The sequence below is a fragment of the Humiphilus diazotrophicus genome, from assembly GCF_059726315.1.
This window is the reverse complement of record NZ_AP040870.1, coordinates 2,357,671-2,370,017: the sequence shown is the minus strand read 5'-3', so window position 1 is coordinate 2,370,017 and position 12,347 is coordinate 2,357,671. Positions and strand designations below refer to the sequence as shown.

9 protein-coding genes are annotated in these 12,347 nt (G+C 52.5%); 1 reads left to right on the top strand and 8 read right to left on the bottom strand.

Annotated features, from left to right (window positions below; all coding sequences use genetic code 11):
- Nucleotide 1: 1 nt before the first annotated feature.
- Nucleotides 2-1,132 carry a DegT/DnrJ/EryC1/StrS family aminotransferase gene (locus AC6I7T_RS10770; protein ID WP_497793391.1) on the top strand — a complete coding sequence of 377 codons (1,131 nt, stop codon included), beginning with the start codon at nucleotides 2-4 and terminating at the stop codon, nucleotides 1,130-1,132.
- 108 nt (nucleotides 1,133-1,240) lie between these two features.
- Here the strand turns inward: AC6I7T_RS10770 and AC6I7T_RS10765 are convergent, their stop codons facing one another.
- The 8 genes from AC6I7T_RS10765 to aroF all read right to left on the bottom strand — a co-directional run bounded on the left by AC6I7T_RS10765 (nucleotide 1,241) and on the right by aroF (nucleotide 12,258).
- Complete coding sequence (locus AC6I7T_RS10765; protein WP_497793390.1) at nucleotides 1,241-2,647, bottom strand: amidase; 1,407 nt, start codon at nucleotides 2,645-2,647, stop codon at nucleotides 1,241-1,243.
- Between the two features lie 60 nt (nucleotides 2,648-2,707).
- A complete protein-coding gene (locus AC6I7T_RS10760; protein WP_497793389.1) occupies nucleotides 2,708-4,714 on the bottom strand; it encodes an ABC transporter substrate-binding protein in 2,007 nt (668 codons plus the stop codon).
- Nucleotides 4,715-4,861: 147 nt separating this feature from the next.
- A complete protein-coding gene (locus AC6I7T_RS10755; protein WP_497793388.1) occupies nucleotides 4,862-5,359 on the bottom strand; it encodes a Rid family hydrolase in 498 nt (165 codons plus the stop codon).
- Between the two features lie 10 nt (nucleotides 5,360-5,369).
- On the bottom strand, nucleotides 5,370-6,470 hold the full coding sequence (locus AC6I7T_RS10750; protein ID WP_497793387.1) for a ligand-binding sensor domain-containing protein: 1,101 nt from the start codon (nucleotides 6,468-6,470) through the stop codon (nucleotides 5,370-5,372).
- Entirely contained in the window at nucleotides 6,467-8,350 is a 1,884-nt protein-coding gene (locus AC6I7T_RS10745) for a YVTN family beta-propeller repeat protein (RefSeq protein WP_497793386.1), read from the bottom strand. Before AC6I7T_RS10745 ends, AC6I7T_RS10750 begins: the two co-directional genes overlap by 4 nt.
- Entirely contained in the window at nucleotides 8,347-10,017 is a 1,671-nt protein-coding gene (locus AC6I7T_RS10740; RefSeq protein WP_497793385.1) for a CRTAC1 family protein, read from the bottom strand. The genes AC6I7T_RS10745 and AC6I7T_RS10740 overlap by 4 nt, the downstream gene beginning before the upstream one ends.
- 1 nt (nucleotide 10,018) lies before the next feature.
- A complete protein-coding gene (locus AC6I7T_RS10735) occupies nucleotides 10,019-11,392 on the bottom strand; it encodes an HzsA-related protein (RefSeq protein ID WP_497793384.1) in 1,374 nt (457 codons plus the stop codon).
- On the bottom strand, nucleotides 11,389-12,258 hold the full coding sequence (gene aroF / locus AC6I7T_RS10730) for a 3-deoxy-7-phosphoheptulonate synthase (protein WP_497793383.1): 870 nt from the start codon (nucleotides 12,256-12,258) through the stop codon (nucleotides 11,389-11,391). Before aroF ends, AC6I7T_RS10735 begins: the two co-directional genes overlap by 4 nt.
- Nucleotides 12,259-12,347: the final 89 nt, after the last annotated feature.

Genomic DNA, 12,347 nt, shown 5'->3' with positions numbered 1-12,347 from the left:
AGTGAGGACATTTCGTATTCCGCTTTCTTCTCCTGACATCGACGAGAGTGATATTGAAGCTGTAGTCGGAGTCCTGCGGACTCCAAGGTTAAGCCTGGGACCAGTACAGCAGGAATTTGAGGCTGAATTTGCCCGTTACATTGGTGTGGGTCATGCTGCCGGTGTAAGTTCGGGGACTGCGGGCCTGCACCTTTCATTGCTTGCGCTGGGCCTAGGGCCGGGCGATGAGGTGATTGTTCCCTCGTTCACTTTTATTGCGCCGGCAAACGCAATCCGGTATGTTGGCGCTACTCCTGTCTTCGTCGATATTGATCCCATTTCGCTAAACATGGATCCTGCAGCTGTCGAGCGGGCCATTACCGGTCGTACACGCGCCCTGATTGTAGTTCACAACTTCGGGCGGCCTGCCGAGATGTCTGCTCTCATGAACTTGGCCAAGGGTCATGGCCTATTTGTGATCGAGGATAGCTGTGAGGCGATTGGAGCTGAATATAAAGGGCAGAAAGTAGGGTCTTTCGGAGACGTAGCCATCTTTGCCTTCTATCCAAACAAACAAATCACTACCGGCGAGGGAGGCATGGTGGTGACAAACTCTGCCGAGATTGCCTCCTCGGTACGTGCTTTGCGAAATCATGGACGTAGAGATGGTGGTTCTTGGTTCGAGCACCAGCAACTTGGATATAACTATCGTCTTTCGGAATTGAATTGTGCGTTGGGATTGTCTCAGTTGCGCAGGGTTGAACATATTCTGATGAAACGCGAGGCTGTAGCCGCTGCTTATAGCTGTCGATTGCGGCATTCCGATGAATTCGTATTGCCTCTCCGGGTGAGTTCCGATTACAAGACAAGCTGGTTCGTTTACGTGGTTCAGTTGGCTGAAGGCTTTACCCGCGCGCAAAGAGATGCGGTAGCCACCAGATTGACTGATCGAGGTATTGGCTGCGGACGCTATTTTGCTCCTATTCATTTGCAGGAGGCTTATGCAGATGTACCAACAGCCAACGGCTCCTTGCCAAACACGGAAAGCATATCCGCGCGAACACTCGCCCTTCCATTCTTTAATTCTCTAACTGAGTCAGAGATTGAAGAGGTCTGTGGAGAGTTGCTGAGTGCTGTGCAGTCTATCGGATGAGTAGCTTTCTCAGGATTGAGCTATTGTCGGCTTCTCTGCCAGAGAGAGAAACCGACAATAGTCATAGTGAAGAATGGTGGAACCGGGATTAACTTTCCCTCTGTAGCCTTAACGCGCAATCGGTGGTGGTATGTAGCCGAAGTCTTCTTCGAGCAGTTTGCCAATTGCGAGCACTTCTTCATCGCAGTAAGGTCTGCTGGCTATCTGCACTCCGATAGGCAATCCTTCGGGAGATCTTCCTACCGGGACTACAGCGGCAGGTGCTGCCAGCAGATTGAACCATTGCGTGAAACGCATGGCACTGAAGTATTCCACTGTCTGACCGTCGATATTCCATTGGCGTTCGCCATGGCGGAATGCCGGGACGGCGCACACTGGGCTTATCAACGCAGTGAAGGGCTCAAGATCAGCCAATAGGGCAGAACGAACCTCGTCGCACTGTGTCCAGGCTGCTAGCAGTTCCTCTCCAGAGAGAAGTGGTTCAGCTCGAACTGTGTCAAGAAAATATCGAAAAGTACTGCTTAGTTCAGATTCATTGCCTTCGATAAGCGGCTCGAGCAGCATGCGGCCGCAACGCATAAAGAATTTCCACCAAAGCTGTCTTGCCGGTTCGAGAGACTCGGACTCGAAGGGGACAACGTGGAAGCCCTGGTCTTGCAGAGAGCGTACGGCACTCTTTACAGCTGCTCGTGTTTCTGCAGTAACGGGGATTCGTCCATCGTCTTCCAGTACGGCAATGGGTTTTGAGCAGAGATTCCTGATGGAAACCGATCGAAGATGTGCAGGTGCAGATACTGTTTCCAACGGATCGGCCCCGGATAGCGTGCGGAATAGAAAGACTACATCACGCATGGTGCGAGCCATTGGACCAATGGCTCCGAGGATTGAGAATGGTCCGGAGCAGGCTGGCAAATGTCCTCTACCCGGTATCCGTCCCGGAGTGGGTTTGAGGGAACAAATGCCGGTGAAGTGTGCAGGTTCTCGAACAGAACCTCCGCTATCGCTGCCGAAGCCTCCTGCCGACAATCCCGCTGAGATGGCCGAGGCCTCCCCTCCGCTTGATCCCCCGGCATTGTAGGCCAGGTTCCAGGGATTGGCAGTCCGGCCATAAAGCCGGTTATCGGTCTCATACGCCATCAGAAATTCAGGACAGTTTGTGGTTCCTAGCAAGACAGCACCAGCACGGCGAAGACGCTCGACAATTACCGCATCCTGCTGTGGGACGAAGTCGCGATTAAGTGTGCTTCCGACTTCGCATCGATAGCCCGAAGTCGCAATGGATGACTTTATCGTCATCGGCAAGCCTAAGAGTGGCATCTCGTCCGAGGAGGCCGATTCGCAACGGCGTGCCTGATCCAGCGCGCGCTCTGCATCGAAGTCTGCAAAGGCATGCAGGCTGGGATTGAGCCGCTCAATCTCGTGAATGTATGCCTGCGTAAGTTCAACTGCGGAGATCTCTCCGCTTTGCAGCATTGCTAACAGATCAACCGCAGGTTTAGTGGTGAGTTGGCTCATGGAAATTTATCGTCTTGAGAAAGAATTCGCTAGATCATTCTAAGGGAATATTCAAACGTTCTAGAACGGCTCTCCTGTTGGTTGGAAGCGCATTCCGGCAACTGTTGTGCCTGAGGCCAGAAGATTGCGAATCTTTTCGGCATTGGGGCCAGCGCGTCGTGTTGCTTCGACCAGAGTCGTCAACGATTGTGCAACCGTTGTATCTGCAGGCTGACGGAAGATCCAAGGGATATTGACGGAAGTTAAGGACTTATCCTTCGAATGTGCCAATACTGGTACAAAGAATTTGAGCGACAGCTGTTCGGCCAGATGTGCGGAATCGCGGTCAAGCGCGATTACCGCGATAGCGTGTTGCTGCGTGAGCGAATCGACCAGACCCGTAGAAGCACGTCCCCAGGAAAGCTGGGAGTCGATCGGAATAAGCGTAACCGGCTGTCCCGCTTTCTCTGAGAGCTTGAGCTCATCGAGTACTGAAGAAGCTGAGATTGCTTCCGTAGCATGAGGCCCTACAACCGCAATCGGCAAAGTGCTTGCAGATACATCGCGAATAGAAGGCCCGAGATAGTTGATTCCATCTTCGCCAACCCGGGCATAGGGGGCGGGTTGGCTATTATTCAGACTCTGGGTTGAGGTCGCAGGTTTTTCTGCTTCGGGTTCTGGCTTAGCTGTTTCCTTTTCCTCAGGAGGAAGCTTTTCCATGAAGGCACGGCGGTAGCTGATCTTTCCATTGTGGACAGTTGCGAGATACATCGGAGAGATGTTCTTCGAATTGGTATCAAAGACCATATCTCCAGTGACACCCTTGTACTCATATACCTGTGCAAGAGCGTCATGAATACGAGCTCTGTTCAACCCCGCTTTGCGAATGCTGTCGACTAGAACTTGCATGGCGTCGTAAGCCAGAGCAGAGAACTGACCCGGTTTCTCGTGGAAGCGAGCTTCGTAGCGCTTATTGAAGTCAATCCATTTGGGGTCGTTACGAAGAGGATCGTAAGGAAATACCGCTTCCACACCTTCGGCATCAGCTCCTGCAATCTGCAAAAGATCGTCGCCAATCGTGCGATGGCTGCCAAAGACCCGCTGCTTCATGCCTAATTCGTGCATCTGCTTTAGGATATTGGCCGCTTCGGCTTGATCGGCCCAAACCAGAATGCCATCAGCCCGGGAGTCCTGAATGATCTTTAATTGATGCCTGTAATCTGTGTCGCCAGGACGAAATTTCTGTTCAATCACAACAGGATGACTCAAGCGGCGAGAAGCATCGCGAAACTTGCCAACACCAAAACGTCCATAACGATTGTTGACGCGCAGAATGGCCATACGCTTCAGACCAAGCTCTGTGTAGATACGGCGAGCCAGCGTCAGAGTCTGAACACGATCATCCTGGATATCGGTGAAGTACCAGGGAATCAGGGTTTCAGGAATAGTTGGATCGGTAGAGGCAGAGTTAATAATTGGAATCTCTGAGCGGAGGGCAACACGGAGGATGATGTGAGTCGATTCCGAGCTGATCGAGCCAAAGATGGCCCAGTCCTTTTCGTCATACGTCATTTGCACAACAGCGTTGGAAGCAGAGCCCCAAATAGCTTCGTTCGTGGGGCGGTCGGGACCGTAGACCTGGCCTGCTTGCCAATTGTCGTAATCGTTATGAACCATCAACTTAAAAGGTTTGCTGCAATAGCCTCCTTTGGCGTTGGCATCATCGATTGCGAGTTGTGCACCGTTTAACATGCGCGTACCGGCAACGTGATCCGGATTAGTGCCAGCCGGACCGAAGAATCCGATACGAATTTCCTTGAGAGTCGAAGGATCCGGATCCGGAATATCCCTGGCTCCCCCGGAATAGACATTCGTTTCGACGTAATGCTGGTAGTACGGTGTAGTGAATTTAGAAAAAGGGCGAAGGTCTTCAGGCTCTCCGGCATAGGGCGTAATTCTTCGCACTGGCGGAATACCTGGAGGATGGCTCCCGCAGCTCGAAGATTGTGCACGTGCCACAGGCGAGGGGAGGCTCGCCGCTGCAGCAAGTAATGCGCAGAAGATGTGGCTGAATCGGAGGTGCTTCATAAACCTTCTCCTATCGATCGATAGTCATTTAGCTAAAGCATTTTCGGTTTTTATGTGGTCCGCCAAAGAATCCTGAAGTATGGCCATTGGGGAGGTGGAATGGCCACGCAGTCATCAGTTCTTTGCCTGCACCGAAACCCGAAATACTTAGGCGTTTGTTGGAGTCGCTTTTTTGAACATCGCGATAGCTTCAATTTCAATTAACAGTTCGGGACGGCATAGTTTTGCCTGAATGCCTGTGGAAGCTGGGAGCGGATCGAGCTTCTGCTCTCTGAAAAAGGCCGTCCGTTCTTCATTGAATTCCGCATAGTCGCGGTCAATGTCACGCATGTAGCAGCTGGTGCGTACGATATCGTGCCAGGTAGCACCTTCAGCGGCCAATAATGCGGTAATGTTCTGGAATGTCCGGCGGCACTGGGCACGAAAATCGCCGACGTGAACTGATACGCCGTTTTCGTCGATGCTTGCTGTTCCGGAGATAAGCAGAATTACGACGTTTCCGATGTCAATGCGCATTCCGCGCGAGAAAGAACTTGGGCGTCCGTAATCATAGGCCTCGTTCAAGACGCTAAGGTTCGTGATGGCCCGTTTCTCGATAGGTTCCTTGCTGACTGCTGCTTGCATGACGAGCTCTTCGATGTTCATATACCTCTCCTTAATTGTTGCGAATTCCATGACTGAGTCCCTTGGCCGTGGCTACCCAAAGATCGGGGCCGTGAAAATCGAGGCCAAGGATGTAATTGTGCGATGGAGCCGAATCGACAGGAATGTTCGTAATATGCCCGGCAGCATCGCGAACAGTCATCTCCGGTTTGCCTCCATTGAGTGAAGGACGATAGACGGCCCAATTGGTGCCATCGTAATAAGCAAGTCCTTTATCGGTGCCAAACCAGGCGCGGTTAGCATCGATGGCCTTGACTGTATTGGTGAAGTTTGAGGGTAGGCCGCTATCTTTTGTGAGGAAGTTGTGCCAATTGCGTCCGTCATAACGGCTGTCGCCGAAGTAGGTTGCAACCCACAGAATCTTGTCTACGTAGCTTACCGAAGTCGTGATTTCGTGAATCAGGCCTTGATCTTTGAATAGAACAATCTCGGTTTCGCCATCGGGATCGTTATAGTCCTTCCATTGTCCGGTGGCCTTCGTGTACTCAAGTACGCCTCCACCCCAGACTGCGTAATAAACTTTGTCCTCTGCAGCTGTAACGCTGTAGGCCCAGATCTCCTGCATCGGAGTGTTGCGTTCGTTGTAGAGTGTCCATTCCCCGGTGCGGGTATTCAACCGGCTGGCGCCCGCTGCAGTGGCTGTCCATACTTCGTCACCGTAAACAGAAACCCCGTAAACGACATCGTTTGATAATCCGGAGTTGAGCTGCGTGTAGGTATCGATGCGTCCTGCAGAAACATGGCTCAATCCTGCCATTGTTCCGGCCCACACATCTCCTGTTTTGCGGTCGAGTGCCAGAGAAAGTACGACTTTATGCGCCAAGCCATCCTTCGGTGTATAGACCTTCCACTTTCCTCCCTCATATAAAGCGAGCCCGCCTTCTGTACCGGCCCATATGCGGTTGCCGTCTACCAGAACGCAGAAGACATGATTGTCCGGCAGTCCGTTTGCTGTGGTGAAGTTTTCCCAACGAAAGCGCGGCATGGAGGGCACACTGGCATCCTGCGCAGACGCAATAGCAGGCACGATGCCCAGAATACTGAGAAGCAAAGCCATGCTGAGGATTCGAATTCTAGAAGGAATGCTTGTCATAGTGTCCTCAGATATTCAATTAAATCGTTAAGTTCGTCTTTGGTGAGGTCGTTTGTGACCCCATGGATATCGTTAGGATTGAAGATGGTCCAAATCTCTTCAAGCGTACGTGCCGAACCGTCATGCAGGTACGGAGCAGTGAGCCCTATATTGGTGAGCTGCGGGGTGTCGAGTATCGGGGAACGGTCACTGGGTTTCCCGGTTCCGACGTCGAATTGCTTCTTATTGGTGTACTTCGGGCCGCTATGACAGAAGGCGCATTGCCTTTCTTGCGGAATCGCTTTGCCGCGTTTGTCGCGGATGCGATTGAAGATCATCTTGCCGCGTTGTTGCGAAGCTGTCAGCTGGCCATGCGGCAGGCGGAATCGGTTGGGCCGGGCTGGGAGGCTACGAACATAGAGGGCGATGTCGGCCAACTCCGCCTGTGAGAAGCCTTGGGAGCGGAAGAAGTACTTCTCGGTTCTCGGTCCACATTCGGTAGGTAGGTCAGGGTTGCCGCCATTCCATTTATAGGGTTCGGTATCCTTGATGTCTTCCAGCAAGCGGTTATCGACAATGTCTTTGCCAAAGCCATCCGGCTCCAGATCCCAGGCTAGAGCATCAAAGGTTGAGTCGATGTGGCAATTGGCGCAGGAGAATTGTCCCTGGAAGGAATACTTCGCGCTATAGAAATTTTGTTGCCCACGTCTCCAGGCACTGGCCTTTCTCGGACCTCCGAGGTCGAAGGTGGAGACCACTGTATTGCTTGCTGTGTCGATCAAGCTGATGGAATCGTCGAAGCGGTTCGCAACCAGCAGATGTTTACCATCACGAGTCAGAACCATGCCGCGAGGGTTCTTACCTACGTCAATGCGTGCAATGAGGTAATTTCCCGTTGCCGAGAGATCGTCGGAGAAAGCTTTATGATGGGATCGAACGTAGGACAGTAGCAGATTTGTATCTATGACAGCAACGCTATCTGAGCTAGACGCCGAGATATAGATCCGGCTCTTATCGTGTGAAAGAACCACGCCATAAGGAAGCGAGGTATATCGGTCCAATTCATCAATCGGAACTTGTACCGGTGTACCGACATCCTCTCCGAAGAGGGTCAGGGAGTTGTTCAGAGCCCAACCGTGTGCAACATGTGCAAGAGGCACCAGATTCTTGGGCTGCAATTGGGCAACGACATTGAGGCGGCCATCGTCGGAGGTAGCAATATGAAATACTCCGGCGATGTTGTGTAGTGGGATACGATCCGTAACGACCTGACGCGAGGCATCAATTACCGTGATCTCCGATTCCGGAGCAGTACGGTATACGCTTTGATTCGGATAAATGTGCGTGCTGTAAATGTGCGAGCCGTCGGATGAGATGGCTAGATAACTTGCCCCTCGTCCGGCCAGCAGGCGCTTCTTTTCTTCTCCGCTGCTCGGATCGATGACGGAGATATCGTTGCTAATACGATTTGCAATGTAAAGGGAGCTTCCATCCCTGTCGGGGATTACGGCTGACGGCTCTGCGCCGGTTGGGAGATTACGGACTAGCTGGAAATTAGCGATATCGATGACCGAGACTGTATCGTCCCAAGAGTTGGTTACATAGACCAGCTTGCCGTTTGCAGCGACTGAGAGCCCGCGTGGACCACGTCCAACGGTGATGCGGTGCAGAATCTTTCCTGATTCCGGGTCGATAGCGAGTAGTTCATTGCTCTGCTCGCATACGACATACAATTGCGTACCGTCTGGAGAGAGAGCCATCTCTCCAGGAGAAAGATACTCGTCGGGCGTTGGTGCCGAGTTTGCTTGCGCCAGATGGCTCAGGGGGACCGCTGCGGTGAGGCAAAGGCTTACTGCTAACGTTGCTGCCGCCAGAAGCCGCCATGAGGAGACTGCAATCATTTGGGCTCCTCTACAGTGAGTACTTGATCGGGAGCCACATTCTCGAGAGTCTGCAGCGTACCGCTAGGCCAACGCACAGTTAATTTATCAATCTTCGTTGCCTTGCCAATTCCGAAATGAACTCGCCCATCGTCTTCCGAAAGATATCCTGAACCGGCAATACGTTCAGCTACCTGACGGCGTCCGGCGGCAAACATTTCAAGATGAGCTCCGATACCGTCCCGATTGCTCTTAGTTCCCTTGAGGTGAATCGCAATCCAGTGTCCGGTAGAGGCTGTGGTGTTATGCAGAAGGCTGCCCGGTGCATTCAGATTGACCAGAAAGGCATCGACCTTTCCGTCGTTATCGTAGTCGCCGAAGCATGAGCCGCGTCCCACGGTTTTGACACTTAGGATGGAGCCTCCGGTGAGTGAAACATCGGAAAACTTTCCTGCTCCTATACCGCGAAAGAGTGAGTGCTCCTGCGGAACCAGATGAATCAGACCGCCATGGAAGATCAGAATGTCCAGCAAACCATCATTGTCGAAGTCATAGACTCCGGTGCCCCAACTGGTGTATTGAGCATTTGCTTGTGATATCCCAGCCTGCGCGCCGATATCGACGAAGAGATTCTTTCCCGTGTTCTGCATCAGACGGTTGTATTTCGAGTCTGTTACCCAGAGGTCGAGTCTGCCGTTACCCGTGATATCTGCAAATACCGGGCCCATTGAACTGGTGCTTTCACCGTTTTGCCCATAAGCGACATCGGCATCGGCGGCCATTTCACTGAATGTGCCATTGTGATTGTTACGGAAGAGAAAGTTCTCTGTTTTATCGTTCGAGATGTAGATGTCCGGCCACGTGTCTCCATCGAAATCCGCAGAGGTGACACCCATGGTCCGTCCCTTATATGCCCCAATTCCGGATTTATCGGTTACATCTGTAAAGGTTCCATTGCAGTTGTTGCGGTATAGCCGATTGGTGGTGGCTTCGTAGTCAAGAGGACCAGGATAGTTGTCCGCTGCGTAGAAGTTGCGATAGGTAGGATCGAATTTTACGTAGCGGCCGATGAATAGGTCTACACAACCGTCTTTGTCGTAATCGAGCCACGTCGAGCTGATCGACCACCCATCCAGCGAAATACCTGCTTTGGAAGTGACGTCGGAGAAGGTTCCATTCCCGTTGTTGTGGTAGAGAATGGCTCGCCCATAGCCTGTAATCAATAGATCCTGGAAGCCATCATTGTCATAGTCCGCAGCGGCAACAGCAATTCCATACAGATCCGCTTTGATTCCCGACTTGTTGGTGACGTCGGAGAAGGTTCCATTCCCGTTGTTGCGGTATAGATGTCCCTGGGGGAGCGGGTCCGGCTTCGGATTCATCGGATGCGGATGCATGCTGTCTTCCAGTGGGCGTCCATTTGTCACATAGAGATCGAGCTTGCCATCGTTGTTGTAATCAAACCAGACACAACCTGCACCGGTTGCTTCGAGGAGCGTTCCTAACTGACTGGAGCCGATGCTATGGACATAGTCGATTCCAGAGGCGGCGGTCGCGTCGTCAAAATGAATCGGTGACGATGTCTGCGGTGCCGGAGGGGGGACCGTCTTCGCTGTGTTTGCTGTCTGCGCAGGCAGTGCGCTCATGACAGAGCTTAGAAGTAAAGATCCAAGAAGTGGGGTGAGCATTCTAGCGGCCTCCCGTGAGAACTGTGGGATTGGTCGAACGGTTCAGAATTTCCGGGACGGCATTCTTCGGTGCATGTTCAGGTCCAGCATGGCAGCCGACGCAGATTCGTTGTTCGCCAGCACGGGCCCACATCCATCCGTGCTGCGCGCGAATTGCCTTTGTTTTACTGTCGAGGAGTTCGAAGCGTACCGGACGGTCTCCCGGAATCTGAATGTAGAAGGAACCATCCTTTTCGACTGGAGCTGTTCCTAACACCTGGCTCTTACCTGTTGCGTCGAGAACATAGACGCGTACCGACTGAATTTTCGTTCCGGGCATCGTTTCCCGAGAGGTGTAAGCGTCCAAAGCCATGAGGTTGGCATAACGCCAATCATGTAGTGCTGACGGAAAGCGGCGTGGAGTGGCAGTTGACGCGAGTACTACAGGCTCCACGAGATTCATCCCTGGCTTTGACTCGGCTATAGGAGCAGGCTGCAATTCTTTGGAACCTGGAGTCCACAGCTTTAGGGCATAGGACTGTTTCGCATCGGTTCGCCAGGAGACTAGCCATGAACCTTGTGACGTCTCTGCAACATCCCCGGTATATTCCCCGTTGGGTGAGGCGATGGGAACCTCATGTGCCATAGAAGAAGTGAAGCGGGCTAAGTTGCTTCCATGTGTGAAGACAATGTCGCCGGAAGAGATCTGAGTTGCAGCGTAGCGGCTTTGGCTGGCAGTGACGGAATGGTCGCAACGATAAGCTTCGACTCCTGTGCCATCGGAGTAGACGGTATATATTTCCGCTCCTGCACCTTGTCCAAGAGGGAAATTCGCAGAGAAGAGAATGCGTCCGTCTTTCAATACGGCAGTCGGCAGATAATTTCCTGGAGCAAAACTCAACAGGAGCGGTTTGGTCGGATCGTCTTTGGGATCAACTGGTGCTGCTTCCAACAAGAAGCGGCCCTGCTGATGTCGGGCATAAACGATGCGCGCATCGGGAAGATAGAAGGGCCGGATATGATCGTCTGTCCCAGAGGTAAGCTGTTTCGGTTCTCCGCCCGCTACATTTACTTCCCATATTTGCCAGGACTCATTCGTATGATGTTTACCCGCAAAGAGAATGTGTGTGGCATCCGGAGAGATGCTGGGATCGGCCGTTGCCGCAAATCCAGCGGCAAGCAGTTTGGCCGTATGCCCATCGTCGAGATAAACCTGTGCTCCCTGAGGAAAGCGTTCGCCGCCCCTGAGCCAGGCCATCGGTTGATATTGCGCAGTCGCCGTGTAGAGGATCTGTGCCGGATGATCGGATGCCGATACTTGTGACGTATGGCGAAAAAACATACACGTAGTCGCCGATGCCAGGATTAAAAGGAAGAGAGAAACGCAAAACTTCATCGGCACGCTCCGCTGTACGAGGCAGTTAAGGCTTGCGCTCGCAAGGCCATATAGGGTTGTAGATCGCTCATCAATTCGGCAAACATTAATGGTGTCAGCGATTGTGCCCCATCGCTCCAGGCCTTATCCGGATTAGGGTGAACTTCGATAATCAAGCCGTCTGCACCCACGGCCACTGCTGCTTTCGATAGTGCAGGGATAATCTGGCGAACTCCTGCTGCGTGGCTGGGATCGACAATTACTGGAAGTCGTGAAACTGCGTGGAGAACAGGAATAGCAGAGATGTCGAAGGTATTGCGCGTTGCATTTTCAAAGGTGCGTATACCTCGTTCGCAGAGGATGACATTCGGATTGCCTGATTCGACGATGATCTGTGCCGAACGAAGGAGATCTTCGATGCGGGCTGACATGCCGCGCTTCAGCAGGACTGGACGTCCGCAATGTCCGGCGGCTTCCAGTAGCGAGGAGTTTTCCATGTTGCGCGCGCCGATCTGAAGAATGTCCGCGTAATCGGCGATCAAAGAGACGTCTGTTTCGGACATCACTTCTGTAACAACCTTTAGTCCAGTCTCTCTGCTTGCTTTGGCCAACAGCTTGAGTCCTTCTACTCCTAATCCTTGAAACGCATAAGGAGAGGTCCGCGGCTTAAATGCTCCGCCACGTAGAATCCGTGCTCCGGCACTGCATACCGCTGCTGCTGTTTCAAGGATCTGTTCTTCGGATTCGACAGAGCAGGGCCCGGCCATGACCACGAAGTCCGGTCCTCCGATTTCGATGTCGTCAATCCAGACGCTAAAGCTGGGGGCAGCCTCTGTACGAGCGACACGGTCGAATTTTGAAAACTGCCCATTCCAAGATGGATTCAAGATAAAAGCCCCACAAAGATCGGGCTCCACCTTATGCTGTCGATGAACATAGGTTCGGTGGTGCAGGTCACATTCTGCAGTGAGGGTAA